The 24,896-nt window shown below is 64.0% G+C and carries 23 protein-coding genes and 1 tRNA gene; 15 read left to right on the top strand and 9 right to left on the bottom strand.

Annotation, left to right across the window (positions count from 1 at the left end; all coding sequences use genetic code 11):
- Positions 1-54: 54 nt before the first annotated feature.
- Positions 55-2,883, top strand: coding sequence for a preprotein translocase subunit SecA (gene secA, locus ACP2WS_RS04515; RefSeq protein WP_426459698.1), 2,829 nt, complete (start codon positions 55-57; stop codon positions 2,881-2,883).
- A 94-nt stretch (positions 2,884-2,977) separates the two neighbouring features.
- On the top strand, positions 2,978-4,210 hold the full coding sequence (argJ, locus tag ACP2WS_RS04510) for a bifunctional glutamate N-acetyltransferase/amino-acid acetyltransferase ArgJ (RefSeq protein ID WP_426459696.1): 1,233 nt from the start codon (positions 2,978-2,980) through the stop codon (positions 4,208-4,210).
- 121 nt (positions 4,211-4,331) lie between these two features.
- Here the strand turns inward: argJ and ACP2WS_RS04505 are convergent, their stop codons facing one another.
- A complete protein-coding gene (locus ACP2WS_RS04505) occupies positions 4,332-4,886 on the bottom strand; it encodes an FKBP-type peptidyl-prolyl cis-trans isomerase (RefSeq protein WP_374492386.1) in 555 nt (184 codons plus the stop codon).
- A 14-nt stretch (positions 4,887-4,900) separates the two neighbouring features.
- Between ACP2WS_RS04505 and ACP2WS_RS04500 the strand changes: the two genes are divergently transcribed.
- Together ACP2WS_RS04500 and ACP2WS_RS04495 are read left to right on the top strand one after the other, a co-directional pair.
- Positions 4,901-6,037 (top strand): JmjC domain-containing protein, encoded by a 1,137-nt coding sequence (locus tag ACP2WS_RS04500; RefSeq protein WP_426459695.1) that lies wholly within the window; start codon positions 4,901-4,903, stop codon positions 6,035-6,037.
- A 220-nt stretch (positions 6,038-6,257) separates the two neighbouring features.
- Positions 6,258-6,500 (top strand): hypothetical protein, encoded by a 243-nt coding sequence (locus ACP2WS_RS04495; RefSeq protein WP_374492383.1) that lies wholly within the window; start codon positions 6,258-6,260, stop codon positions 6,498-6,500.
- Between the two features lie 167 nt (positions 6,501-6,667).
- Here the strand turns inward: ACP2WS_RS04495 and ACP2WS_RS04490 are convergent, their stop codons facing one another.
- The 4 genes from ACP2WS_RS04490 to ACP2WS_RS04475 all read right to left on the bottom strand — a co-directional run bounded on the left by ACP2WS_RS04490 (position 6,668) and on the right by ACP2WS_RS04475 (position 9,756).
- Positions 6,668-7,486, bottom strand: a complete 819-nt coding sequence (locus ACP2WS_RS04490; RefSeq protein WP_426459693.1) for a UDP-2,3-diacylglucosamine diphosphatase — start codon at positions 7,484-7,486, stop codon at positions 6,668-6,670.
- A gap of 124 nt (positions 7,487-7,610) precedes the next feature.
- Complete coding sequence (locus ACP2WS_RS04485; protein WP_374492380.1) at positions 7,611-8,114, bottom strand: peptidylprolyl isomerase; 504 nt, start codon at positions 8,112-8,114, stop codon at positions 7,611-7,613.
- A gap of 142 nt (positions 8,115-8,256) precedes the next feature.
- The gene (locus ACP2WS_RS04480; RefSeq protein WP_426459692.1) at positions 8,257-8,979 is read right to left on the bottom strand and encodes a peptidylprolyl isomerase; all 723 of its coding nucleotides are present in this window, start codon (positions 8,977-8,979) and stop codon (positions 8,257-8,259) included.
- Between the two features lie 219 nt (positions 8,980-9,198).
- Positions 9,199-9,756, bottom strand: a complete 558-nt coding sequence (locus ACP2WS_RS04475; protein ID WP_426459691.1) for a tetratricopeptide repeat protein — start codon at positions 9,754-9,756, stop codon at positions 9,199-9,201.
- Between the two features lie 334 nt (positions 9,757-10,090).
- Between ACP2WS_RS04475 and cysS the strand changes: the two genes are divergently transcribed.
- The 9 genes from cysS to atpC all read left to right on the top strand — a co-directional run bounded on the left by cysS (position 10,091) and on the right by atpC (position 19,367).
- Complete coding sequence (gene cysS, locus ACP2WS_RS04470) at positions 10,091-11,470, top strand: cysteine--tRNA ligase (protein ID WP_374492375.1); 1,380 nt, start codon at positions 10,091-10,093, stop codon at positions 11,468-11,470.
- Positions 11,467-12,273, top strand: a complete 807-nt coding sequence (locus tag ACP2WS_RS04465) for a DNA-3-methyladenine glycosylase family protein (RefSeq protein WP_374492374.1) — start codon at positions 11,467-11,469, stop codon at positions 12,271-12,273. Before cysS ends, ACP2WS_RS04465 begins: the two co-directional genes overlap by 4 nt.
- Positions 12,274-12,483: 210 nt before the next feature.
- The gene (locus ACP2WS_RS04460) at positions 12,484-13,455 is read left to right on the top strand and encodes an acetyl-CoA carboxylase carboxyltransferase subunit alpha (RefSeq protein WP_426459690.1); all 972 of its coding nucleotides are present in this window, start codon (positions 12,484-12,486) and stop codon (positions 13,453-13,455) included.
- 114 nt (positions 13,456-13,569) lie between these two features.
- On the top strand, positions 13,570-14,628 hold the full coding sequence (gene tilS, locus ACP2WS_RS04455; protein WP_426459689.1) for a tRNA lysidine(34) synthetase TilS: 1,059 nt from the start codon (positions 13,570-13,572) through the stop codon (positions 14,626-14,628).
- A gap of 198 nt (positions 14,629-14,826) precedes the next feature.
- On the top strand, positions 14,827-16,098 hold the full coding sequence (locus tag ACP2WS_RS04450; protein ID WP_374492368.1) for an aspartate kinase: 1,272 nt from the start codon (positions 14,827-14,829) through the stop codon (positions 16,096-16,098).
- 35 nt (positions 16,099-16,133) lie between these two features.
- A tRNA-Ser gene (locus ACP2WS_RS04445) sits at positions 16,134-16,226 on the top strand.
- Between the two features lie 242 nt (positions 16,227-16,468).
- Positions 16,469-17,653: a beta-ketothiolase BktB gene (gene bktB, locus ACP2WS_RS04440; RefSeq protein WP_374492366.1), complete on the top strand. Its 1,185-nt coding sequence runs from the start codon at positions 16,469-16,471 to the stop codon at positions 17,651-17,653.
- A gap of 261 nt (positions 17,654-17,914) precedes the next feature.
- Complete coding sequence (gene atpG, locus ACP2WS_RS04435; RefSeq protein ID WP_374492364.1) at positions 17,915-18,823, top strand: ATP synthase F1 subunit gamma; 909 nt, start codon at positions 17,915-17,917, stop codon at positions 18,821-18,823.
- Positions 18,824-18,833: 10 nt separating this feature from the next.
- Positions 18,834-19,367 carry an ATP synthase F1 subunit epsilon gene (atpC, locus tag ACP2WS_RS04430; protein ID WP_426459688.1) on the top strand — a complete coding sequence of 178 codons (534 nt, stop codon included), beginning with the start codon at positions 18,834-18,836 and terminating at the stop codon, positions 19,365-19,367.
- 51 nt (positions 19,368-19,418) lie between these two features.
- Here the strand turns inward: atpC and sbcB are convergent, their stop codons facing one another.
- The 3 genes from sbcB to ACP2WS_RS04415 form a co-directional block, all read right to left on the bottom strand.
- Complete coding sequence (sbcB, locus tag ACP2WS_RS04425) at positions 19,419-20,864, bottom strand: exodeoxyribonuclease I (protein WP_426459687.1); 1,446 nt, start codon at positions 20,862-20,864, stop codon at positions 19,419-19,421.
- Positions 20,865-20,943: 79 nt separating this feature from the next.
- A complete protein-coding gene (locus ACP2WS_RS04420; protein WP_426459685.1) occupies positions 20,944-21,891 on the bottom strand; it encodes an alpha/beta fold hydrolase in 948 nt (315 codons plus the stop codon).
- A gap of 188 nt (positions 21,892-22,079) precedes the next feature.
- Positions 22,080-22,757: a YiaD family glycine zipper/OmpA-like lipoprotein gene (locus ACP2WS_RS04415; protein ID WP_374492358.1), complete on the bottom strand. Its 678-nt coding sequence runs from the start codon at positions 22,755-22,757 to the stop codon at positions 22,080-22,082.
- Positions 22,758-22,967: 210 nt separating this feature from the next.
- Between ACP2WS_RS04415 and ACP2WS_RS04410 the strand changes: the two genes are divergently transcribed.
- Positions 22,968-23,459: an aminoacyl-tRNA deacylase gene (locus ACP2WS_RS04410; protein WP_426459684.1), complete on the top strand. Its 492-nt coding sequence runs from the start codon at positions 22,968-22,970 to the stop codon at positions 23,457-23,459.
- 62 nt (positions 23,460-23,521) lie between these two features.
- Positions 23,522-24,157, top strand: a complete 636-nt coding sequence (plsY, locus tag ACP2WS_RS04405) for a glycerol-3-phosphate 1-O-acyltransferase PlsY (protein WP_374492354.1) — start codon at positions 23,522-23,524, stop codon at positions 24,155-24,157.
- Between the two features lie 37 nt (positions 24,158-24,194).
- Here the strand turns inward: plsY and ACP2WS_RS04400 are convergent, their stop codons facing one another.
- Complete coding sequence (locus tag ACP2WS_RS04400; protein ID WP_426459683.1) at positions 24,195-24,869, bottom strand: retropepsin-like aspartic protease family protein; 675 nt, start codon at positions 24,867-24,869, stop codon at positions 24,195-24,197.
- Positions 24,870-24,896: the final 27 nt, after the last annotated feature.

The following is a 24,896-nucleotide window of genomic DNA, read 5'->3' as shown; positions in this document are numbered from 1 at the left end:
TCCCTCCTCCAGGAGGCGTTCTGCCGCGGTGTGGTCCGGAAGCCATCTGATCGCATGGCTAATTTTTTGACCAGAATCTTTGGCAGCCGCAACGAGCGCCTCATCACCGGCTATCGCAGAAACGTTGCGCGCATCAATGCGCTGGAAAAGGATTTCGAAAAGCTCACCGACGAGCAGATTCCCGCCAAGACCGCAGAATTCCGCCAGCGGGTCGCTGACGGCGCCACGCTCGACAGCCTCCTGCCCGAGGCCTTCGCCCTGGTCCGGGAGGCCAGCAAGCGCATCATGAAGATGCGGCACTTCGACGTGCAGATGGTTGGCGGCCTCGCGCTGCACGAGGGCAAGATCGCTGAAATGCGTACCGGCGAGGGCAAGACCCTCACTGCCACGCTGCCCGTGTACCTCAATGCGCTTTCCGGCAACGGCGTGCACGTCGTCACCGTCAACGACTATCTCGCCAACCGCGATGCCCAGTGGATGGGGCGCCTCTACAACTTCCTTGGGCTCACCGTGGGGGTCAACCTGCCGCAGATGTCGCGCGAGCTCAAGCAGCAGGCCTATGCCGCCGACATCACCTACGGCACCAACAACGAATTCGGCTTCGACTACCTGCGCGACAACATGGTCTACGATGTGCGCGAACGCGTGCAGCGCCAGCTCAATTTCGCCATTGTCGACGAGGTGGACTCCATCCTGATCGACGAGGCGCGTACCCCGCTCATCATCAGCGGCCAGGCCGAGGACCAGACCGATCTCTACATCGCCATGAACAAGGTGGTGCCCTATCTCACCCGGCAGGAGGGCGAGGAGAACCCCCTCACCGGCGAGGGCGTCATCAAGCCGGGCGATTTCACCATCGACGAAAAGGCCCATCAGGTCTACCTGACCGAGCAGGGTCACGAGCATGCCGAGGACATCCTCCAGAAGCTGGGCCTCCTGCCCGAGGGGGCCAGCCTCTACGATCCGGCCAACATCATGCTCATCCACCATCTGTATGCAGCACTGCGGGCCCACCATCTCTACCACCGTGACCAGCATTACGTGGTGCAGCAGGGCGAGAACGGCCCCGAGATCGTCATCGTCGACGAATTCACCGGCCGTCTCATGGCTGGCCGTCGCTGGAGCGACGGGCTGCACCAGGCCGTCGAAGCCAAGGAAGGCGTGCCCATCCAGGCCGAGAACCAGACCCTCGCGTCCATCACCTTCCAGAACTACTTCCGCCTCTACAAGAAGCTCTCCGGCATGACCGGCACGGCCGATACCGAAGCCTACGAGTTCCAGGAAATCTACGGCCTCGAAACCGTCGTCATCCCGCCCAACCGTCCCAGTCTGCGCAAGGACGAGCTCGATCGCGTCTACAAGACCACCGACGAAAAGTACCGCGCCGCCATTGCCGACATTCGGGACTGCTACGAGCGCGGCCAGCCGGTGCTCGTCGGGACCACCTCGATCGAGAACTCCGAGATCATCTCCAACCTCCTGCAAAAGGAAAAACTGCCCCACCAGGTGCTCAACGCCAAGCAGCACGAGCGCGAGGCCGAAATCGTGGTGCAGGCCGGTCGTCCCGGCATGATCACCATTGCTACCAACATGGCCGGCCGCGGCACCGACATCATGCTCGGGGGCAGCCTTGAGAAAATGGTGGCGGCCATCGAGGCAGACGACACCCTCGACGAAGCCACTCGCCAGGCCCGCATCGACGAGCTCCGCGCCAACTGGAAGGCAGACCACGACAAGGTCAAGGCCCTGGGTGGCCTGCGCATCATTGCCACCGAGCGCCATGAATCGCGCCGCATCGACAACCAGCTGCGCGGCCGTTCGGGACGCCAGGGCGATCCGGGCTCCTCGCGCTTCTACCTCAGCCTCGACGATCCGCTCATGCGCATCTTCGCGGGCGAGCGCGTGCGCGCCATCATGGACCGCCTCAAGATGCCCGAAGGCGAGGCCATCGAGGCCCGCATGGTCACCCGGTCGATCGAGAGCGCCCAGCGCAAGGTCGAAGCCCGCAACTTCGACATCCGCAAGCAGCTGCTCGAATACGACGACGTGGCCAACGAACAGCGCAAGGTCATCTACCAGCAGCGCAATGAGGTGCTCGAATCCAACGGGCTGCAGGAACAGATCGACGGCCTGCGCCACAGCTGCTTTGCCGACCTGGTCCACGCCTACGTTCCTCCGGGCTCCATGGAAGAACAGTGGGATCTGGCCGGGCTGGAAAAGACCCTGTCCCAGGACTGGGGAGTCGAGCTCGACCTGCGCCACATGGTGGAGGCGTCGAGCAGCGTGACCGACGAAGACCTGCTCGATGTGGTCACCAAGAAGGCCGACGAAGCATTCAACGACAAGCTGGCCGTCGTGGGCGAGGACCATTTCCTCAACTTCGAGCGGGCCGTGCTCCTGCAGAGCATGGACACCCACTGGCGCGAGCACCTGAGCGCGCTCGATTACCTGCGCCAGGGCATTCACCTCCGTGGCTATGCCCAGAAGCAACCCAAGCAGGAATACAAGCGCGAAGCCTTCGAGCTGTTCGGCCAGATGCTCGACGCCATCAAGAACGACGTCACCCGCATCCTCATGACCGTCAACGTCGCTTCGGGCGAGGAGCTCGACGAGGCTGCAGAGGACATGCAGGATTACGGCGGCGAGGGCGGCGGCTACATCAACATCACCTACCGCACCCCGGACGACACGGTCCCGGCCACTCCCGAGGAAGCCGGTGCCGATGGCGCCGCTCCTGCCCCGGTGCTCGATGCCGTGGCCGCAGGGGCAGCCACGGCGGCAGGCAATCTCAATCCCGAGAGCTTCGTCGGGGTTGGGCGCAACGATCCCTGCCCCTGCGGCAGCGGCAAGAAATACAAGCAATGCCACGGCAAGCTGAGCTGAGCCGCGCATCTCTTCCAGACGGGCCCGTGCCCGTCTTTTTCCATCCCGTTTTTCACCCCCCCTTTCGGAACTTCATTCTTCCAGGAGTCATGCCATGTCCGTCAATCTGCAAGCCACCCCACCCGAGGCCCTGCATGCCGTGCGAGGCCTGCGACTCGGTGTGACCGAAGCCGGGGTGCGCAAGGCCGGACGCCGCGACCTGACCGTCATCCTGCTCGATGAAGGTGCCAGCATCGGGGGAGTCTTCACGCAGAACCGCTACTGTGCCGCTCCGGTGCAGGTCTGCCGAACCCATCTGTCGGCCGGGCACCCGGACATCCGTGCCCTGGTCATCAACACGGGCAATGCCAATGCCGGCACGGGCCAGCCGGGACTCGATGCCGCCCTCCAGACCTGCGCCGCCATGGCCGCAACCCTGGGCGTGCAGGCCGAACAGGTGCTGCCTTTCTCGACCGGTGTCATCATGGAGCCGCTGCCGGTCGATCGCATCGTGGCAGGTCTGCCGGCCGCCACGGCCCGGGCCCGGGCGGACGGCTGGGCCGAAGCCGCCGAGGCCATCATGACCACCGACACGGTGCCCAAGGCCTTCAGCGTGCAGGCCACCGTCGGCGGTGCCCAGGTCACGGTGACCGGCATGAGCAAGGGGGCAGGCATGATCCGGCCCAATATGGCCACCATGCTCGGGTTCCTGGCCACGGATGCCCGCGTGAGCCCGTCCCTCATGCAGACCCTGGCCCGCGAGCTCGCCGAAGGATCGTTCAACCGCGTCACGATCGACGGCGACACCTCCACCAACGATTCCTTCGTCGTCATTGCCACCAACCGGGCGGAACACTCCGAAATCACCGATCTCGATAGCCCGGAAGGTCAGGCCCTGCGCGCTGCCATGCGGCAGGTCGCCCTGCACCTGGCACAGGCCATCGTGCGCGATGGCGAAGGCGCCACCAAGTTCATCACTCTCACTGTCGAAGGGGGACGTACCGCAGCCGAATGCCGGCAGGTAGCCTATGCCATTGCCCACTCGCCCCTCGTCAAGACCGCCTTCTTCGCCAGCGACCCCAACCTGGGCCGTATCCTGGCTGCCGTGGGGTATGCCGGCATTGCCGACCTGGACCAGACCCTCATCGAGCTCTATCTCGACGAGGTGCATGTGGTTGCAGGAGGAGGGCGCAACCCGGCCTACCGCGAGGAGGATGGCCAGCGCGTCATGCGCAAGCCCGAGATCCTCGTGCGCGTACAGCTTGGTCGCGGCGATGCATGCGACACCATCTGGACCTGCGATCTCAGCCACGAGTACGTGACCATCAACGCCGACTACCGTTCCTGATCGCCGCGTCAGCCTTCCGCAGAAATCTTCCTCGCAAAAAAGGGGCTCCGTGCATGCGGAGCCCCTTTTGTGTTTGCGGTATGGGAAAGAAGAAAGACCAGGTCGATCGACCCGGTGTGGATCAGTGCACCGTGTCGTTGCCCGGCAGGAGATGCGTGCCCGGCTCGATGCGGAAGAAGCCTGTGCCTGCAGTGCCGGAACCGATCTCATCGGGTGTGGCCTCCCGGACACCGTGCACCTTCAGGCGCAGATCGAGTCCAATGCCGGCCAGTGGATGGTTGCCGTCGAGCACCACATGCTCGGGGTACAGATCCGTCACGATGTAGAGCTCATCCGGAGGCAGCGCACTGCTGCAGCCTGCAGGCAGTGCATGGCCATCGAACACCATGCCTTCCTCGGTTTCGGCGGGGAAATTGCGGCGCTCTTCCAGGAACACCTTGTCCTCGTCATAGTCTCCAAAGGCCTGCTCGGGCTCCAGATGCAGCGAAAACGACTCGCCCACCCGGCGGCCGATGAGGGCCTTGTCGATCGCATCCAGCAGATCGTCTCCCCCCACCAGAAACTCCACCGGCTCGGTCAGCTCGTCGAGCACCTCGCCCAGCATGTCTTTCATGACCCATGTCAGAGCCACCACGGTCTGGTCTGTCACCAGTGCCTTTTCCTGTGCATTTTCCATTGCACAATTCTCCCATGAACATCGATTATCCGTTGCCACTGCTGGGGTATCTGAGTCCCCGGCAATTCATGCGCCGCCACTGGCAGCGTGCTCCCCTGGTCGTGCGGCAGGCCATTCCTGGCTTCGGCCCGCTGCTCAGCCGCAGTGCCCTCGTGGCGCTGGCTGCGCGCGACGAGGTGGAATCACGGCTCATCACCTCCGGCACCGCCAAGGGCTGGACCTTTGCAAGAGGGCCTTTTTCGCGATCGCGCATTCCTCCCTTCAAGCAATCCCAGTGGACGCTGCTGGTGCAGGGAGTCGACCTGCATGACGATGCGGTGCGAGAGCTCATGGAGCAGTTCCGTTTCATTCCCGATGCGCGGCTCGACGATGTCATGATCAGCTATGCCACCGATGGCGGAGGCGTGGGGCCGCATTTCGACAGCTATGACGTCTTTCTTCTGCAGGCCCACGGCACCCGGCGCTGGCGCATCGGTCGGCAGAAGGACCGCACGCTTGTGCCTGGGCTTCCGGTGCGCATTCTGGCCGATTTCCAGCCCGAGGAGGAATACCTCATGGAGCCGGGCGACCTGCTGTACCTGCCGCCCGGATGGGCGCATGACGGCGTGGCCATGGGCAACGACTGCATGACCTACTCGATCGGCTTCCGGGTGCCGCAGAAGGGCGATCTCGCCCGTGAAATGCTTCTGCGCATGGCCGATGGGGCGGCCGAGTCGCTCGGTGAAAGACTCTATCGCGACGCCTCCCAGCCCGCCGTCGAATCGCCAGCCGCCATTCCGGCCGCGCTCGCAGCCTTTGCGCAGCAGGCAGTCCATGCTGCCCTGCAGGATGAGGGCAGCTTGGCCTGCGCCCTGGGCGAATACCTCACGGAGCCCAAGGCCAATGTCTGGTTCGATGCGCCCGAGACGCTGCCGGAGATTCTGGGTGCCGTGCGGCTGCACCGCAGGTCCCGCATGCTCTATGACGCGAGCCATGTCTATCTCAATGGCGAGAGCTACCGAGCCGCCGGTGTCGATGCCGAGCTCATGCGCGTCCTGGCCGATGCCCGCAGCTTGCCGGCTGTGCAGGTACGCCGGGCCAGCAAGGGAGCCCGCGAGCTGCTGCATGCCTGGATCGAGGAAGGCTGGCTGGAGCCCATGGACGCCGCCTGAGACAGGATGGGCGTTCCCAAATGGCAACAGTTTCCTGACACTACGCTGTAAATTTCCGAGAAAAAGGCGGGGGCATTGTCAGCTTTCGTCAGCTTTTGCTGGTTTGTCCCTACAATAGGCAGCGAAGGAAAGAGCTCGAGTCCTTTCCTTCTTGTTTTTGGCTCAATGCAAAAAACAGTTTCCGGAAATTGTTTTTCTCCACCTGTTAGGAATTTTGAAAATGAAAAAGTCTCTCGTTCTGGCTTCCGTGATCGCTGCTGCTGCTCTGGTTGCTTGCGGCAAGAAGGATGACGCTGCCAACGCTGCTTCCGCTGCCTCCGCTGCTGCTTCCGCTGCTGACATGTCCGCTTCCGCTGCTTCCGCTGCTGACACCGGCGCTTCCGCTGCTGCTGCTGCCGCTTCTGACGCTGCTTCCGCTGCTGACACCGCTGCTTCCGCTGCTTCCGACGCTGCTTCCAAGTAAGCACTCGCGCAGCAGGCAGAAGCCCCGCGCTTCTGCTTCGCAAGCACAAAAAGCCACCTGTTTCAGGTGGCTTTTTTCATGATGTCGTTCATATCCTGACAGGCCGCCGGTGGGCTCGATGTCTCCTGCGTGCTGCCAGGAGAGAGAGCATGTCGACGAGAACTGATTCAGGCATGCAGGGCCGCCACACGGTCCCATGTCGGAGCATGGGTGGGCGAGAGGTGACAGCGCAGAATATCGCCACGCGGCCGTGCCGTATCTGTCAGATCCCAGTCGGAGAGCACCAGCCGCAAGCCCTGACGAGCTCCTTCCTGCATCTGGTGCTGGCCTGGTTTGTGCGTGTGCCCGTGCAGCAGGGTGGCGCAATCATGGTGTGCCAGCCACTCCAGGGCCAGTGGGTGGTCGACATCGGCATAGCCTTCCACTCCCAGTGCATTCTTGCGGGACGCGCTCTGCTCGCGGAGCTGTCGGCCCAGAGCCACGCGTTCGGCCAGTGGCCGGGCCAGAATGCCGGCTTGCCATGCGGGGCTGCGCACCTGGGTGCGGAACTGCATGTATTCCCGGTCGTCGATGCACAGCGCATCGCCATGGCTCAGGAGAATGCGCGTGGCCGGATGGGGGGACTGGGGATAGGTGTCGAGCACACAGGGGTCTGCCAGCATCTGGACGCCCGCTGCCTCGCAGAAGGCCGTACCCACCAGGAAATCGCGGTTGCCGGGCATGAAGTACACCGGAGAACGCCCTGTGCGTGCGCGCAGGCAGGCGGCCATGTCCGTCTCGAACCGGTGGTCGGGAGTGCCGAGCACGTCGTCTCCCACCCACATCTCGAAGATGTCGCCGAGCAGAAAGATCGCATCGGCGGGGCTTTCTGTCAGGTAGCGGCGAAAGGCCAGTGCCGTGGCGTCTTCCTGCTGCAGATGCAGGTCGGAGACGAAGTCCACTGTATTCCAGGTGGCAGGAGCGGAGATCAGGTCGAGAGGAGCCATGGGAGCGATCCGGGGAGGAGTCCTGTGCATGGGGACAGCGGCGACATGCGCTGGCGGAATGCACAACAAAAAAGCCATGACGCGCAGGCAAGCGGCATGGCTGGATGGGAGAGCGGAGGGCTGTTTACAGCAGCACAGCCTTCTCGATCACCACGTCTTCCTTGGGCACATCATCATGGAAGCCGCGACGACCGGTGCTCACGCCAGCGATCTTGTCCACCACGTCGGTTCCCTTGATGACCTTGCCGAACACGGCATAGCCCCAGCCCTGTGCGGTGGGAGAGGTGTGGTTCAGGAAATCGTTCTTGGCCACGTTGATGAAGAACTGCGCCGTGGCCGAGTGCGGAGCCGAGGTGCGGGCCATGGCAATGGTGTACTTGTCGTTTTTCAGGCCGTTGTTGGCTTCGTTCTGGATTTCGGCTCCCGTGGGCTTTTGCTGCATGCCGGGAGCGAATCCGCCGCCCTGAATCATGAAGCCCGGGATGACACGGTGGAACACGGTGCCGTCGTACTGGCCTTTCTTTACGTACTCGACGAAGTTGGCGACAGAAAGAGGGGCTTTGTCGGCATCGAGTTCCAGAGTGATGGAACCGAGATTGGTTTGGAGTTCGACTTGGGTGGTGGTCATGGAGTTTTCAGCGCAAAGGGAAATGAGGGAGATGCCAGAGGCAAGAGACATGCATGTCTCTGCAGGGGTGGTTGTGTACGGAGAGTACCGCAGCCTCCGGGCCCAGACATCCGGAGGGCCCGGATGAGAATGAATCCGCCGGTCATTTTATCTGGACTGCGGAATGGATCACGACGGGCTTGAGCGGCACATCGCTGCGGAAGGGCCCCGCCGCGCCGGTGGGAACGGCCTTGATGCGGTTGATGACGTTCATGCCACCGATCACACGGCCAAACACCGTATAGCCATAGAGCTGCGGAGCATGCATCAGGCTGGCGCGCGGCACGTTGGTGTAGACACGTCCCTGGTATTCGAAGCGGGGCACCGGATCACCGGGGGGAATGAGCACGGGATCCAGAAAGGCGTTGTCCTTCACGTTGATGAAGAATTGTGCAGCTGCTGAATTGGGGTCGCTGGTGCGTGCCATGGCCAGGGTGCCGGTGGTGTTGCGCAGTCCTCCGGTGTAGGCCTGTCGGCCTTCATGGGCAATGGGGGGATGGGTGGGCTTTTCGTTGAGGCGGGTGTCGTAGCCACCTCCCTGCACCATGAAATTGTCGATCACGCGATGGAACACGGTGCCGTCGTAGTGCTTCTCGTGCACGTAGCGCAGGAAATTTTCCACCGTGCGGGGAGCCTTGTCAGGATAGAGCTCGACCACGAAGTCCCCCATGCTGGTTGCGAAGCGCACTTCCGGGTTGGGGGCATGGCTGCGGGTGGGTACATTCCGCGTTGCAGCCTCGGCCGACCCACCGAACATGAACGCAGCGGCCAGGGCACTCACGGCCGGGAGAACCCCGTGGCGAAGAAGTTGGCGACGGGAATGCATGCAGGCTCCTTTCTGGCTCAAGACAGTTAATTGCCTCATTATGTGAGCCTCCGGACGCCGGCCTGTGTGGAACGGTAACGCCACCCGGCGACAGAGCACGGCCTGAAGCCCCCGTGGGTAGGGTGGATTGGCGCTCCGTCAAAAAGCCACTGAAACCACGGGCCATGCCGCAGAAGAGCTGGCATGGAAACCGGAAAACCGGACTCGGGGACGTGCCAGTCAGGGAGCGACTGCGCGGATCTTGGCCGCCAGCGTGGGGGCGGAGATGCCGGCTGCGCGGGCGCGTTCGTAGGCATCGAGTGCCATGCGGCGATACAGGTCGCCGAGATTTTCCAGGGCGATGGCGTAGCGGGGGTGCAGGCGCACGGCCGTTTCCAGCGCTTCGCGTGCCATGCCCAGATCGCCTTCGGCGGCATACAGGGCGGCCAGGTTGTTGTAGGGCTCCGGAATTTCCGGGTAATCCTGCACCAGCCCCTGAAGCAGGGCCTTGGCCTCGGCTGTCTTGCCCGTGACGGTGAGGATGCGGCTCTTGAGCAGGCGCATCTGCGGGTCGGTGGCATGCTGCGCCAGATAGCTGTCGGCCGCTGTCAGGGCCTGGGCGTAGGCGTGCGTGGCCATGAGTCGCTCGACGTTTCGGTAGGCATCGCCCACCAGTTTCGGGGCGGGCGTCTGGGCATGGGCCGGCAGGGACATCAGGCTCGTTCCGAACAGCACGCCTGCAATCAGGGCACTGGGAAGGCGGGAGGTGAAACGGGAAAAATGCAGAAGGCCTGACATGCGCGACACGGAAAGTAAGAGATTGCAATCGGGAGGGAGTCGGGCCATTATTGCAGCTCCCAGCCCCCATGCGTGCAGGCAGCCAGGAGCAGGCCGTCAGAGGCCATGCATGGGAGTCCCGTCATTTCGATGACGGGCCCATGCACCAGGGGGCAGGCCAGGACAGTGCGTGTGGTGGGGGTGGGGCATTTCGGCCAGTTGGGGTACCATTTCGGGTTTTGCCGCGCTGGCCCCATGTCTGGCATTCGGGGCGGCGCGATGCCTTCCCTGCGGGGAAAGAAGCTTCCAATCACATGCAGAGTCATGTGTAACAGGCTGGAAACAGATAGAAACAATGTCTTTGCAAATCTACAACACGCTGACACGCAGCGTTCAACCGTTCACCCCCATCGAGCCGGGACATGTCCGCATGTATGTGTGTGGCATGACGGTCTACGATCTCTGCCATCTGGGGCATGCGCGGGCCATGGTGGCGTTCGATGTGGTGCAGCGCTGGCTCAAGGTCAGTGGCTATCGCGTCACCTATGTGCGCAACATCACGGACATCGACGACAAGATCATCCGGCGTGCCGTGGAAAACGGCGAAACCATCCGCCACCTGACCGATCGCATGATCGATGCCCTTCACGAGGATGCGGATGCCCTGGGCATCGAGCGGCCTACGCACGAGCCCCGTGCCACCGAGTATGTGTCCGAGATGCTCTCCATGATCGGCACGCTCCAGCACCGCGGTCTGGCCTATCAGGGCGACAACGGCGATGTGAACTATGCGGTGCGCAAGTTTCCGGGGTACGGCAAGCTCTCGGGCAAGACGCTGGACGAACTGCGCGCCGGAGAGCGCGTGGCGGTGGCCGATGGCAAGGAAGATCCGCTCGACTTCGTGCTCTGGAAATCCGCCAAGGCGACCGAGCCTGACGATGCCAAATGGCCGAGTGCCTACGGCGATGGGCGTCCGGGCTGGCATATCGAATGCTCGGCCATGAGCTGCAAGCTGCTCGGAGCCCATTTCGACATCCATGGCGGAGGGGCAGACCTGCAGTTTCCCCATCACGAGAACGAGATCGCGCAGAGCGAGGGGGCGACTGGACAGCCCTTCGTCAACGTCTGGATGCACAACGGGTTCGTGCGCGTGGACAACGAAAAGATGTCCAAGAGTCTGGGCAACTTCTTCACCATTCGCGATGTGCTCCGGGACTATGACGCCGAGACCGTGCGCTTCTTCATTCTGCGTGCCCACTATCGCAGCCCGCTCAACTACAGCAACGCCCACCTTGACGATGCGCGTGCCTCGCTCAAGCGGCTCTACACGGCCCTGACGCAGGTGGAGGCCCAGGTGCCAGCCTCCATCGACTGGAACGATGCCCACGCGGCCCGTTTCAGGGCGGCGATGGATGATGATTTCGGCACTCCCGAAGCCGTGGCCGTGCTCTTCGATCTGGCCTCGGAGGTCAACCGCACCCATGCGCCCGAACGCGCCGGGCTGCTCAAGGCGCTTGGAGGATGCATCGGCCTGCTGCAGGACGAGCCACAGCATTTTCTGCAGACCGGGGCGCAGCTCGATGCATCGGCCATCGAGGCGCACATTGCTGCACGGGCGCAGGCCAAGGCCTCCCGCAACTGGGCCGAGGCCGACCGCATCCGCGATCAACTCCTGCAGCAGGGCATTGTCCTGAAGGATTCGCCCACCGGTACCACCTGGGAGATGGCGCAATGAGTGCGGTCTGTTCCGATCCCGAACTGGCCCCGGTGCCGATGCTGCGGCGGGGACGCCGCGTGGCGGTGGCCGCTGCCATGTCTGCCTCGCTGGCACCTCGACCCGTGCAGACCGTGGATGCCCCAGGGGCGCTTGCGGCCGAGGAGCCTGCAGCCGAAGATTCCTGTGTACCGGAATTTCCGGCCCATGCGCCATCCCACTGGCGCGAGGCCTGTGCCCATCTGATGCAGCACGATCGCGTCATGCGGCGGCTCATTCCGCAGCATGGAAGCGTATGTCTCGAATCGCGAGGCGATGCCTTTGTGACGCTCGCACGCAGCATCGTCGGGCAGCAGATTTCCCTCAAGGCCGCCCAGTCGGTGTGGAACCGTTTCGTGGGGCTGGTCGAGGAGGTGTCCGCCACCGCCGTGCAGCGCCTGTCCGTGGACCAGCTGCGGCAGGCCGGCCTCAGTGCCCGCAAGGCAGACTATTTGCTGGACCTGGCACAGCACTTCTCGGAAGAGCGCCTGCACCGTGCGGCGTGGCAGGACATGGGCGACGAGGCCATCATTGCCGAGCTCACCAGCGTCCGGGGCATCGGTCGCTGGACCGCAGAGATGTTTCTCATGTTCCACCTGATGCGGCCCAACGTGCTTCCGCTCGACGATGCGGGTCTTGTGAAGGGCATCAGCCACAATTATTTTTCGGGCGAGCCCGTCACCCGCAACGAGATGCGCGAAGTGGCCGATGCCTGGGCTCCCTACTGCAGCGTGGCCACCTGGTATGTCTGGCGTTCCATGACGCCCCTGCCCGTGGCCTACTGAGTCTTCTGTGGCCCAGGATGCGGGGCGCCACCGGGCTGCTTTGGGCACGGTTTCCCCGCTGCCCGGGCCGACATGCAAGTCTCTACAATAGCGCCCAGGCGGCAGTCTGGGCGCTGTCCGGTGAGCCTGTTCGCGCAGCGGACGCCTCACGGACCCGCAGGAGGTGTCGCGCACACCTCGGTGCCATCCCGACACACAAAGGAGTATCTCTTGGTCAAACGGACTTTTCTGGATTTCGAGCAGCCCATCGCGGAGCTCGAGAACAAGATCGAGGAACTGCGCTACGTGCAAAACGAATCGGCCGTCGACATTTCTGCCGAGATCGAGCAGCTGGGCAAGAAAAGCCTGCAGCTCACCAAGGACATCTACAGCCATCTCACCCCGTGGCAGATCACCAAGATCGCGCGCCATCCCGAGCGTCCCTATACGCTCGACTATGTCCGTGAAATCTTCACCGACTTTGTCGAACTGCATGGCGACCGGCATTTTGCCGATGACCAGTCGATCGTCGGAGGGCTGGCCCGCTTCAACGGCGCTTCGTGCATGGTGCTCGGACACCAGAAGGGACGCGACACCAAGGAGCGGGGGCTGCGCAACTTCGGCATGAGCAAGCCGGAGGGATACCGCAAGGCCCTGCGACTCATGAAGCTGGCCGAAAAATTCCGTATTCCTGTCTTCACTTTCGTTGACACCCCCGGCGCCTATCCCGGCATCGACGCCGAGGAACGCGGCCAGAGCGAGGCCATCGGGCGCAACATCTTCGAAATGGCCCAGCTCGAAGTGCCCATCATCAGCACCATCATTGGCGAAGGCGGTTCGGGGGGGGCGCTTGCCATCGCCGTGGCCGACGAAGTCCTGATGCTGCAGCATTCGGTGTACTCGGTCATCAGCCCCGAAGGCTGTGCCTCCATTCTCTGGAAGACGGCAGACAGGGCGCAGGACGCCGCAGAGGCTCTGGGCATCACGGCCCATCGGCTCAAGGCGCTCGGCCTGGTCGACAAGATCGTGAGCGAACCCGTGGGCGGTGCCCATACCGACCACAAGCAGATGGCCACGCTGCTCAAGCGTGCCCTTGGCGAAGCCCTGCGCCAGGTCAGCGACCTCGATGTGCAGGCCCTGCTCGATCGCCGCTATGCACGTCTGCAGAGCTATGGCCGCTTCCAGGATACCCAGGCGGCCTGAACTCCCGCCCCGGTCGGGCAGCGCATCGGCTCTGTACGTGGATGCAAAACACCGCTTCGTCATGCCTGAGCTGTCTGTGCGCTCCAGGCAGTTGATGGGCGCGCTGGAATGGCCATGCCGCTGAACCATTGTCTGGAATGGCCTGCCTCGTCCGTCGATCGGGCCATGGCGGCATGGTGGTCATCCTGTGATCGACCCCGCCGCCTGGCCGTGGCCTGCAGCGGGGGAGCCGACTCCGTGGCCCTGCTGCTGGCAGCCTGCCGGCTGATCCGGGAGCAGAAGGCCCTGCCTGCTCTTTCGGCGCCATCGCCCTTCGAAATCGTTGCCCTGCATGTGCACCATGGTCTGCAGCCGGCTGCCGATGCCTTTGTACAGCATGTGCAGGCACTGGCGACCGAGGTGCAGAGAGTTGTGCAGGGAGTTCATCCGCAGATCGCATTTTCCCTGCAGGTCCGTCGCGTGGCGGTGGAAGTGCCCTCCGGCTGCAGTCTTGAGGCACGTGCCAGAGAAGCGCGCTACGAGGCTCTGGCCGACATGGCCCACCAGGTGGGTTCCGACGTCATTCTTCTGGGCCACCATGCGGATGACCAGGCCGAATCGGTTCTGCTCGCCCTGAGCCGGGGAGCCGGGGTGGCGGGGCTGGCTGCCATGGCTCCGCACTTCGAGCGCCATGGCCTGCGCTGGGGGCGGCCGCTGCTGAAACTTCCCGGGCAGGAGCTCAGGACGTGGCTCCGCCTGCACGATGTGTCCTGGATCGACGATCCCTCCAATACCGATCTGCGGTTCACCCGCAACCGCCTGCGCCATGAGGTGCTGCCAGCCTTTCATGCGGCATTTCCCGCGCTCAGGAGCAGTCTGGCCCGCAGTGCGCGGCTGGCAGCCGAGGCGGACGGGCTGCTGCAGGTTCTGGCAGGCCAGGACCTGCAGCAGATGGGCCTGCCGCCGCAGATCGACCGACTCCGGAAGCTGGCGCGCCCCCGACAGGCCAATGCGCTGCGGCACTGGCTCAAACAGCAGCACGGCGCCATCGGCAGCGAGGCCCAGTTGCGGGCACTGCTCGATGTGATCGCGGCCCGTGCCACCCGTGGGCATCATATCCATATCCGGGTCGGACAGGGCTATGTGGAGGATGCCGGGCCCTATCTGGTCTGGATCGCCGATCCGCGGGGCTGAAGAGGGCAGGGGGCCACCCCGTTGCGGCTCCTGTGCACGCTGTGGCGAATGGGCCTCGCGGCCGGTCCCGCACAGCGTCGGTGCACAGAGATGCATCAGGGGGCTTGCTACAATAACCGGTTGCGTCCTCTCGCGGAGGATTCCGAGGTGTTCCCGCGATGCAATGGACGCGATTTTTGGCCGACAGGATTCATACTCATGGCATTGATTGTTCACAAATACGGCGGTACTTCGATGGGCTCCACCGAGCGCATCCGCAACGTCGCCAAGCGTGTGGCCAAGTGGGCGCGCGCAGGCCACCAGATGGTGGTGGTCCCGTCCGCGATGAGCGGCGAAACCAACCGTCTCCTCGGTCTGGCCAAGGAGCTGGCCCCTGCCAAGCACACGACCAACTATCGGCGCGAGCTCGACATGATCGCCTCCACCGGCGAACAGGTGTCCGTGGGGCTGCTGGCCATTGCCCTGCAGGCGGAAGGCGTCGATGCCATCAGCTTCACCGGCTGGCAGGTGCCCGTCAAGACGGACAGCGCCTACACCAAGGCCCGCATCGACTCCATCGACGACGTTCGCGTACGTGGCGAACTGGCCAAGGGCAAGGTTGTCATCATCACCGGCTTCCAGGGTATCGACCCCCTCGGCAACATCACCACCCTCGGACGGGGCGGCAGTGACACCTCGGCCGTGGCCGTGGCCGCAGCCCTCAAGGCCGACGAGTGCCTGATCTACACCGATGTGGACGGCGTCTACACCACCGACCCGCGCATCGTCCCCGAGGCCCGTCGCCTCCAGACCGTGAGCTTCGAGGAAATGCTCGAAATGGCCTCCATGGGCTCCAAGGTGCTGCAGATCCGCTCCGTCGAATTCGCAGGCAAGTACAAGGTGCCCATGCGGGTGCTGAGCAGCTTCACCCCCTGGGACATCGACATTCACGAAGAAGCCAAATCGGGCACTCTGATCACTTTTGAGGAAGACGAGAAAATGGAAAAAGCAGTCGTTTCCGGCATTGCCTTCAACCGCGACGAAGCCAAGATTTCCGTTCTGGGCGTACCGGACCGTCCCGGCGTGGCCTACAGCATTCTGGGCGCCATTGGCGACGCCAACATCGAAGTCGATGTCATCATCCAGAACATCAGCCGCGACGGCAAGACCGACTTCAGCTTCACCGTCAACCGCAACGATTACGAGCGTGCGATGGACCTGCTCAAGAACAAGGTCCTGCCGGCCACCGGTGCCGCCGATGTCATCGGCAACACCAAGATCTGCAAGGTCAGCATCGTGGGCATCGGCATGCGCAGCCACGTGGGCATCGCCAGCAAGATGTTCAAGGCCCTGGCCGATGAAGGCATCAACATCCAGATGATCTCCACCTCCGAGATCAAGACCTCCGTGGTCCTCGACGAGAAGTACATGGAGCTGGCCGTGCGCGCCCTGCACAAGGCCTTCCATCTCGATGAACCGGTAGGCGTCTGAGAAACGCCAAAAACCCGCTATAATGCGAGTCTTCTGGAGACGTGACCGAGAGGCCGAAGGTGCTCCCCTGCTAAGGGAGTATGGGGTGTAGAGCCCCATCGAGGGTTCGAATCCCTCCGTCTCCGCCAGAACAAACCCCGTTGCCTGACATTGGCAATCGGGGTTTTTTCTTGTGCATTTCCCGCAGGAGCGGGCATATCCTCATAGATAACCTGTACCGGCTGGTTATCGATTATGATGAAATGTTGTAGCTCACGGCTTTTGGAGCCATGGGGGCACAGCAGCGGGAATGTCTGCATGTCCAGACGGCCCTCAGGGGTGGCAGTCGGGCTGGCGTCTCTCGTTCCTTCCTTCTTATCTGGAGAAAAAAATGTCTCGTGAAGTTGTTGTTGTCAGCGCCGTGCGCACGGCCATCGCCACCTACGGTGGGGGCCTGAAGGATGTGCCCCCCACCGAACTGGCTGCACAGGTGGTGCGTGAATCCATCCAGCGTGCGGGTCTGGAAGGCAAGGACGTGGGCCATGTCGTGTTCGGCCATGTGGTCAACACCGAACCCAAGGACATGTATCTGTCGCGTGTGGCCACCGTCAACGGGGGCTGCCCCGTCGAGACGCCTGCTTTCAATGTGAATCGCCTGTGCGGTTCCGGTCTGCAGGCCATTGTGTCCGCCAGCCAGTCCATCCTGCTGGGTGACTGCGATGTCGCCATCGGCGGCGGTGCCGAAAACATGAGCCGTGCTCCCTACGACAGCCTGAACAGCCGCTGGGGGATCCGCATGGGTGACAGCAAGCTCGTCGACATGATGATCGGCGCGCTGCAGGATCCCTTCCAGGGCATCCACATGGGTGTGACGGCCGAGAATGTGGCTGCCAAGTGGGGCGTGACCCGTGAGGATCAGGACGCACTGGCACTCGAAAGCCACCAGCGCGCCGAGCGCGCCTGGGCCGAAGGCCGCTTCAAGGACCAGATCATGCCGGTGGTCATGAAGGGCCGCAAGGGTGACGTGGTGTTCGACAAGGACGAGCATTTCCGTCCGGGCCTCACCATGCACGATCTGACCAAGCTCAAGCCGGTGTTCCTGAAGGAAAACGGCACGGTGACTGCCGGCAACGCATCCGGCATCAATGACGCCGCTGCTGCCGTGGTGCTGATGGAAGCCGGTGCCGCCAAGGCGCGTGGTGCCAAGCCGCTGGGTCGTCTGGTGTCCTATGCCCATGCAGGCGTCGAACCCCAGTACATGGGTATCGGCCCCGTGCCGTCCTCCCTCATGGCCCTCAAGAAGGCCGGCCTGACCATTCAGGACATGGACGTGATCGAGGCCAACGAAGCCTTTGCCGCACAGGCTGTGGCCGTGGCCCGTGAACTCAAGGCCGATCCGGCTCGTGTGAATCCCAACGGTTCCGGCATTTCCCTGGGCCACCCCATCGGTGCCACTGGCGCGATCCTGACCGTGAAGGCCCTGTATGAGCTCGAACGCATCGGTGGCCGCTACGCCCTGGTGACGATGTGCATCGGCGGCGGACAAGGGATTGCTGCGATCTTTGAACGCATCTGATCTTTGCCCTCCTCGGCCAGCCCCCCCGTTTCGGCGGGGGCTGGCATGATTCGGACCACGGCTTGCACTGCAGCCGTGGTTTTTTTGTCTTCGGAGACGGGGAGGTGGAAGCCAGGGGCGTCTGCAGTGCGTCTGCACGGCGCAGGAGGCTCCTTCCTATAATGGATCGCACGCAGGCGGCACAGGGCCGAAGGGTGGATCGACAGGATCTGCCGCAAGGGCAGTTTTTCTGTGCCCACGCGCTGCACAACGAAGGGGCTCATGGGCAATATCCGAGATATCCGTACCAAGATCGCCAATGTCGGCAAGACGCGCAAGATCACGAATGCGATGCAGCAGATCGCGTTTGCCAAGCTGGCGCGGAGCAAGAAGCAGGCCGAGCGCATTCGGCCCTATGCGCGGGGCATTCGCACGATGATGGCCCGCATGCTGGCGGTCAGTCCCAGGCTGTCGTCGCCACTCATGATCCGGCGGCTGCCGGTCCGGCGGGTGGGCATGATCGTGGTGACTACGGACAAGGGGCTGTGCGGTGCGCTCAACAGCCGGCTGCTGCTGCAGTGCATGCACCGGATCGATGCCTGGACGCAGGCAGGGTGCGAGGTATCGGTCACGGTCATCGGAACGCAGGGGTTTGCTGCGCTGCGGCGGGCCGGCGTGAACGTGGTGGCCCATGTGCCCACGGGCAAGGATCTGGGCGATCCCGAGTCCCTGCTGGGGACCATGTCGGTTCCCATCATGCAGTATGTGGAGGGACAGCTCGATGAGCTGTATGTGGCCAACAACCGCTTCGTCAACACGCTGCGCTATGCGCCGGTGATTGCCCGCTTTCTTCCGTTCGATGGCGAGATGGGGGGCATGCCGCCGGAGCTGCACTGCGGGGTCATTCCAGACCCCGATGCAGCCACGGTGGACTATCGCTACGAGCCGGATGCTGCGGCGGTGGTCGATGCGCTGCTGATGCGCTATCTGGAAGTCATGATCTATCAGGCAGTGGCCGAGAATGCGGCCTGCGAACAGTCGGCCCGCATGACGGCCATGAAGGCCGCTACCGAGAATTGCGATCGAACCGTGGCAGAACTCACGGTGCACTACAACAAGACCCGTCAGGAAGCCATCACGCGCGAACTGATCGAGATCGTGGCAGGAGCGGCCGCCGTCGATGAACGCTGAAACCCATTCCATGTCCGAACCTGCGCAAGCTGTGGCCGGATCGGCCGCGCAGGACGACGCATCGTCAGTCACTGCGACGAACCGAATCGGGTTCGTCCCAGGGGGCAGTGCACGGCTCCCGCATCAGCTGCATCTGCAGGTGGCGACGGTCAACGAAGTGCTGTACGAGGGGGACGTGCACTATGTGCGGCTCCCCGGGCTGGCGGGCAGTCTGGGCGTACTGCCCGGGCATGATCCGATCATGCTGCAGCTCAGGCCCGGAGTGGTATACCTTGCCAGTGCCCCGGGGGAGTCCCTGCAGGAGCTTGTCATTGCCGGCGGACTGGCCGAGGTCGGCAGCGGCCATGTGCGCGTGCTGGCCGACTATGCCGTGCACAGCGAGGAGGCCGATGCCAGGCGCCGCGAGGCAGCGCGTGCGCGTGCCAGGCAGCCTCTGCCGCCGGTGGTGCGGCCTTCGGATTACGTGGGCATCAAGGACGCGCTCGATGCCGAGCTGCTGCGGTTCTTTGAGCTGGCCCTCAACGAGCGTCGCTCGTCGCGCTGACCGGAGACAGTCCGTCCCTTTGCCCCGTCCGGAGAGCAGGGGGCGGCGGTCTCATTCCATGGGCACAATGTGCTCGGCATAGTCGTGCACGGCGGCCAGGATGGAGGCGCTGCGTGCATCGGTGTGGTGTTCCTGCAGGGTGTCGAGCTCGGAGAGGAGCATGTCGAGGGTGCGTGCTTCGCCTTCTCCGTCGAGCAGGCGGGCGGCGCAGTGCTGCTGCCAGCGTTCCTGATCGGCTTCGTCGAGTGTCTGAGGGAAGTTGCGGGCACGGTAGCGCCATACCAGCTCGTCGAGACGCTCGTCGTCGAACCCGGTGCGGGCCGATGCGAGTGCTTCGGGGCGCAGGGTGCGCAGGTGGTCGAGGCGCCGCCGGTCGTCCGCACCGATGAAGCCGCCATAGAGATCCGCATCGACATCCACGGGACCCGACGAGGCAGGGCGCTCGTAAACGCGGGCCCAGATGCTGCTCATGTCCGGCAGGCTGCGGGCGGCCTCGGCGTGGCGCAGGTGGGCGTCGAGGTCGATCTGCCAGCGGGCAGCCTGCTCGGGGCTCAGGGTGCGCAGGTTGCGCACGACCATGGGAGACTTGTTGAGGTGAATGCCCTTGATGGGCAGGCGCGCGATGCCGGCAGGGAGGTCCTGGGTCGGCGTGAACATGCGTTCCCGGATGTCGGAAGGGGACAGACGGGTCAGGATTTCGGGGTCATGCCGCAGGTCCCAGGCGAGGATTTCGTTCTTGTTGGTGGGATGGCTGGCCAGGGGCCACATGATGGCCAGGCAGCCCTGGCTGGCAGGGAACATGCCCGATACATGCAGGAAGGGGCGCGCCTGATCGGGGCGGGTGGGCAGGCCCAGCTCGGCGGCGACGCGCTGTTTCTGGCGCAGTTCGAGCGCGAAGTCGAACAGTCTCGGCTGATGCTCGCGCAGCAGCCGGGCCAGGGCGATGGTGGCGCGCACGTCGCTGAGGGCATCGTGCGCGGCTTCATGGCTCAGGCCGTTGGCGCGGGTGAGGTGTTCGAGCCGGAAGCTCGTGGTGCCCTGGTCGTTGACGGGCCATTCGATGCCCTGGGGGCGCAGGGCGTAGGTCATGCGCACCACGTCGAGCAGATCCCAGCGGCCACAGCCGTTCTGCCATTCGCGTGCATAGGGGTCGATCAGGTTGCGCCAGAAGAGAAAGCGCGTGAATTCATCGTCGAACCGGATGGTGTTGTAGCCGACGCCGATGGTGCCCGGTTCGGCCAGGGCGTCATGAATGCGCTGAGCAAACTCCCACTCTGGCACTCCCTGGGTCAGGCACTGCTGCGGGGTGATGCCCGTGATGAGACAGGATCCCGGGTCGGGGAGATAGTCGGGGGCTGGCTGGCACAGGATGTTGATGGGTTCTCCGATTTCGCGGAGGTCGGCATCGGTACGGATGGCAGCGAACTGCGCCGGCCGGTCGGTGCGCGGATGGGTGCCGAAGGTTTCGTAGTCCAGCCAGAGAAAGGTATGCGTCATGGCAAGCATTATTGCCAAAAGCAGGGCACTGGACGGCAGGTGCCCACGGCCAGGGGAAAAAGGAAGTGCGCAGGCAGGGTCATGCGGCGGCATGCAGGAACTGCTGCACCAGCTGTGCCAGCCGGGCAGGCTGGTCGTGGTGCAGCATGTGGCCTGCGTTCGGTACCTGGATGTGCACCACATCGGAAATGTGACGCATGCGGGCCAGATAGTCCGTGCGGCGATAGCGGTCGCCCCAGAAGTGGGCCATGGTGTCCTCCTCGGCGTCTACGCACAGGGTGGGGGCCGTGATGCGGGAGAGACAGGCCTGGGCTTCCTCGGCGCGGTAGAGCTGGGGATTGGGGATGAGATGCGCCTGGTGCGCGCGCAGGCGCCAGCTGCCATCGCCCGATGGCGCAGCCCACTGCCCGGCCAGCCAGTGGGCACGGGGCGCGTCGAGGCGCGGATTGGTGCGCTGCAGACGCGCGGCCACTGCCTCCAGCGTGGCATAGCTGCGCAGCAGGGAGGTGCCTTCCCGCAGCGCGCGCACCTGATTCATCCAATCGACCAGACGCTGCGGGGCCTCTGCGGGCGGGGCGTCGGGCAGGCCGAAGCTTTCCACTGTCACAAGCCGCCGGATGCGTGCCGGACGCACGGCCGCGTACAGCAGTGCCACGTTGCCGCCCATGCTGTGCCCCAGCAGATGCACGGGACGATCCGGGCTGTAGTGGTCGAGCAGATAGTCGAGGTCGAGCAGGTAGTCGGCGTGGACGAAGTGGTCTGCCTGCGCGGGCTGGCTGGCTCCAAAGCCCCGCCAGTCCGGGGCTACGATGAGGCCGGCCCCATCGGGCAGCGCGTCGACCAGAAACTGAAAGGAGGCACCGACGTCCATCCAGCCGTGGCAGAGCACCAGTACGGGAATGTCCGCTGCAGGAGTGCCCCAGACGCGACAGGCGTAATCCATGTCCCGGATGGACACGTGCTCGATGCGGGCAGGCCGGCGGGGGGTGTAGGAGGTGGGAGTGGGTGTGGGATGCGAATCGGGCATGGCTTGTCAGGGCGGGGAGCGAGGGGCATGGGGTGCCTGCGTACCTTGCATACGCACGGACACAGCCTCCCGATGGGGCCATTCTCCGGGAAAAAGACAGCAAAAAGCCACTCGCATCGGAGTGGCTGATTCCGGCAGCACGCCCGCAGGGGCTGCCGGATGGGGCAGAAGGGAACCGGGGTCCAGGCTTAGCGCTTGGCCGGTTCGCCCACATAGATTTCCACACGGCGGTTTTCCGCGCGGCCTGCCGCGGTGGCGTTGCTGGCCACAGGCTGTGCCGACCCCATGCCTGTGGTGGTGATGCGGCTCGGTGCGACGCCATGGGCCACGAGGTAGTCGCGTGCGGCATTGGCACGGTTGAGCGACAGCGGATTGTTGATGGCGTCGGTGCCGGTGTTGTCGGTGTGGCCGATGACGGACACATAGGTGACCGGGTTCTGGTTCAGAGTCTGGGCCAGACGATCCAGGATGGGGCGCATGTTGCTGTTGAGCACGGCCGAGTTGGTGGCGAAGCCTGCATCGGCCGGCACGTTGATTTTCAGACGGTTGTCGGCGGTCTGGCTGACTTGCACGGGCGTGCCGGCAGTGGCCTGTTCCATGGCAGCCTTTTGCTGTTGCATGTGGTTGGACCACAGATACCCGCCAGCGGCACCCAGGGCTGCACCGATGGCTGCGCCGCGCAGCGTGTCGCTGCCCGAATGGGCGTTGCCGACCACGGCGCCTGCCAGGGCACCCAGACCCGCGCCGATGGAGGTGGCGCGGCCGGACTCGGTCATGGTGTATCCACCGTTGCCGTCGGCGGCACAGCCAGCCAGAAGGGAAGTGGCGAGGGCACCAGCGGTGAGGGTTGCAAGCGTTTTGTTCATGAAGGCATCTCCTTGGTGAATGGATGGCTGCAGCGCGTATCGGCCTGCATTGGTTACATTTTAGGAAGCAACCGAGATGCAGGCATCCGGAGTTTTCTGCCCTCTCGGTAATTCTTTGTATCTTGTCGATCGCCTTTTTCCGGCCGGGGAGGCAGGGCCGTGAAAAGGAGCGGGACCCGTCTGCACCAGTGCGTCAGGGGATAATGCGGCATGGCCAAGAAGCACCACATCAGCGAGACGCCTGCGACCCACGTGCTGCGTGCGGCGGGCGTTGCCTTCGATGCATACACCTACGACTGGGTTCCTCATGGCGGGGCACGCCACAGTGCGGAGGTGCTGGGAGCAGACCCGTTTGCAGTGGTCAAGACGCTCATCATGCAGAACCAGGACCGGGAGCCGCTCGTGGTGCTCATGCATGGCAACCGCAGTGTGTCGACCAAGGCACTGGCGCGGCAGCTGGGCATGAAGCACATCGAGCCATGCGAGGTGGAGGTTGCCCAGCGGCACAGCGGATATCTAGTGGGAGGTACCTCTCCCTTTGGCACCCGGCGCTCCATGCCGGTGTATATCGAGCGCTCCATTCTGGAGCTGCCCCGCATTCTGATCAACGGGGGGCGGCGCGGGTATCTGGTGGGCATCGATCCCCGGGTCTGCCTGACTCTGCTGCAGGCACAGCCAGTGGACTGTGCGCTGGCAGAATGAGGCCTGAGCCGGCCACATCCGACAGTTTTCTCCCTCCCCTTCCTTTTCATTGCGACACAAGCATGCACATTTCCTTTCTTCTGGCCGTGGTGCTGGCCTATCTGCTGGGCTCGCTGAGCTTTGCCGTCATCGTCAGCCGTTTCATGGGGCTGAACGATCCACGCAGCTACGGCAGCGGCAATCCGGGGGCGACCAATGTGCTGCGCAGCGGCAACAAGAAGGCCGCCTTGCTGACGCTGGTGTTCGATGCGCTCAAGGGCTGGTTGCCGGTGTTCGTGGTGTCGCAGTGGGGGGCGGGCTGGGGGCTGGGTGCGGGTGCGCTGGCCTGTGTGGGGCTGGCGGCCTTTCTGGGGCATCTGTATCCGGTGTTCTTCCGCTTTCAGGGTGGCAAGGGGGTGGCGACCGCTGCCGGGGTGGTGCTTGCCTGGGCTCCCCTGGCGGGGACGCTGGTGCTGCTGACCTGGCTCCTGGTGGCGTTCGTGTCGCGCTACTCCTCGTTCGCGGCGCTGGTGGCAGCCCTGTCGGCTCCCATGTGGTACATGCTGGGCATCAATGGCTGGTGGCCGGTGCAGGGCCCCGTGCTGTTTGCGATCGTGGGCGTAAGCGGGTTGCTCATCTGGCGTCACCGGGCCAACATTCGCCGGCTGCTTGACGGGCAGGAGTCGCGCATCGGCAGCAAGGGCAGCAGCCCCCGGTGAGAGCAGGGGGCTTGCGCCGCCCCATGCTGCTCGGCTCTCAATAGCGCCGTTCGAGCACCATCTGGTCGCCGTTTTGCAGAATGCGGAAGCGCGACAGGAAGCTGTTGCCGAGCAGCATGGCCGGCATGGAGGTCTTGAGCACCACGGCATCCACGTTGTAGACCTCGACGCTGTTGATGCGCACCGAATTGAGCTGCACCCGCCAGCTTTCCACCACGCCATTGGCGGTCAGGCTGCGGCTGGGGCGTCCATTGCGGTAGGCGATGCCCATGCGCTCGGCATCCGGCACGCCCATGGCCACGAGCGTGGCCCCGGTGTCCACCACGAACCGGGCAGACTTGCCGTTGACGGTGCCACTGGCATAGAAATGCCCGCCCGATCCCCGTGGCAGCACGATGCGCCCCCCATCCGGGCCGGATGCCCCCCCTGCAGAGGCCACCTGTCCGACGTTGACCGGCGCGTCCCCGACGTGAAGCGTGTAGCGCTTGCCCGCACTGGCCAGCGTGGCCCCGGAGCCGGAGACCGACACCACCCGCACGCCCTGGAAGGTTTCGCCCACGGACATGGCGCGCGGCGAAGAACCGTTGACCACCAGCAGCGGACGCTGCCCCATCATGCCCACGAGAGCCACGGATTCGGCATGGGCCATGCCCGAGACACAGAGCATGAGAGCCGAGCACAGGCCAGGCAATGACAGGAAGGAAGGGCGCATGGGCAAGAGAAAAAGACGGAGAAAGGC

It is taken from the genome of Brachymonas moutaii (nom. illeg.) (assembly GCF_049977365.1).
Classification (GTDB): Bacteria; Pseudomonadota; Gammaproteobacteria; order Burkholderiales; family Burkholderiaceae_C; genus Brachymonas.
Note: the sequence above shows the minus strand (reverse complement) of the source record. Positions and strands in the feature narration are given on the sequence as shown.

What these genes read in the sequence shown, in the direction of transcription:
- secA (WP_426459698.1), top strand. Translation starts at nt 55, where the DNA reads ATGGCTAATTTTTTGACCAGAATCTTTGGCAGCCGCAACGAGCGCCTC.
- argJ (WP_426459696.1), top strand. Translation starts at nt 2,978, where the DNA reads ATGTCCGTCAATCTGCAAGCCACCCCACCCGAGGCCCTGCATGCCGTG.
- ACP2WS_RS04505 (WP_374492386.1), bottom strand. Translation starts at nt 4,886, where the DNA reads ATGGAAAATGCACAGGAAAAGGCACTGGTGACAGACCAGACCGTGGTG.
- ACP2WS_RS04500 (WP_426459695.1), top strand. Translation starts at nt 4,901, where the DNA reads ATGAACATCGATTATCCGTTGCCACTGCTGGGGTATCTGAGTCCCCGG.
- ACP2WS_RS04495 (WP_374492383.1), top strand. Translation starts at nt 6,258, where the DNA reads ATGAAAAAGTCTCTCGTTCTGGCTTCCGTGATCGCTGCTGCTGCTCTG.
- ACP2WS_RS04490 (WP_426459693.1), bottom strand. Translation starts at nt 7,486, where the DNA reads ATGGCTCCTCTCGACCTGATCTCCGCTCCTGCCACCTGGAATACAGTG.
- ACP2WS_RS04485 (WP_374492380.1), bottom strand. Translation starts at nt 8,114, where the DNA reads ATGACCACCACCCAAGTCGAACTCCAAACCAATCTCGGTTCCATCACT.
- ACP2WS_RS04480 (WP_426459692.1), bottom strand. Translation starts at nt 8,979, where the DNA reads ATGCATTCCCGTCGCCAACTTCTTCGCCACGGGGTTCTCCCGGCCGTG.
- ACP2WS_RS04475 (WP_426459691.1), bottom strand. Translation starts at nt 9,756, where the DNA reads ATGTCAGGCCTTCTGCATTTTTCCCGTTTCACCTCCCGCCTTCCCAGT.
- cysS (WP_374492375.1), top strand. Translation starts at nt 10,091, where the DNA reads ATGTCTTTGCAAATCTACAACACGCTGACACGCAGCGTTCAACCGTTC.
- ACP2WS_RS04465 (WP_374492374.1), top strand. Translation starts at nt 11,467, where the DNA reads ATGAGTGCGGTCTGTTCCGATCCCGAACTGGCCCCGGTGCCGATGCTG.
- tilS (WP_426459689.1), top strand. Translation starts at nt 13,570, where the DNA reads ATGCCGCTGAACCATTGTCTGGAATGGCCTGCCTCGTCCGTCGATCGG.
- ACP2WS_RS04450 (WP_374492368.1), top strand. Translation starts at nt 14,827, where the DNA reads ATGGCATTGATTGTTCACAAATACGGCGGTACTTCGATGGGCTCCACC.
- bktB (WP_374492366.1), top strand. Translation starts at nt 16,469, where the DNA reads ATGTCTCGTGAAGTTGTTGTTGTCAGCGCCGTGCGCACGGCCATCGCC.
- atpG (WP_374492364.1), top strand. Translation starts at nt 17,915, where the DNA reads ATGGGCAATATCCGAGATATCCGTACCAAGATCGCCAATGTCGGCAAG.
- atpC (WP_426459688.1), top strand. Translation starts at nt 18,834, where the DNA reads ATGTCCGAACCTGCGCAAGCTGTGGCCGGATCGGCCGCGCAGGACGAC.
- sbcB (WP_426459687.1), bottom strand. Translation starts at nt 20,864, where the DNA reads ATGACGCATACCTTTCTCTGGCTGGACTACGAAACCTTCGGCACCCAT.
- ACP2WS_RS04420 (WP_426459685.1), bottom strand. Translation starts at nt 21,891, where the DNA reads ATGCCCGATTCGCATCCCACACCCACTCCCACCTCCTACACCCCCCGC.
- ACP2WS_RS04415 (WP_374492358.1), bottom strand. Translation starts at nt 22,757, where the DNA reads ATGAACAAAACGCTTGCAACCCTCACCGCTGGTGCCCTCGCCACTTCC.
- ACP2WS_RS04410 (WP_426459684.1), top strand. Translation starts at nt 22,968, where the DNA reads ATGGCCAAGAAGCACCACATCAGCGAGACGCCTGCGACCCACGTGCTG.
- plsY (WP_374492354.1), top strand. Translation starts at nt 23,522, where the DNA reads ATGCACATTTCCTTTCTTCTGGCCGTGGTGCTGGCCTATCTGCTGGGC.
- ACP2WS_RS04400 (WP_426459683.1), bottom strand. Translation starts at nt 24,869, where the DNA reads ATGCGCCCTTCCTTCCTGTCATTGCCTGGCCTGTGCTCGGCTCTCATG.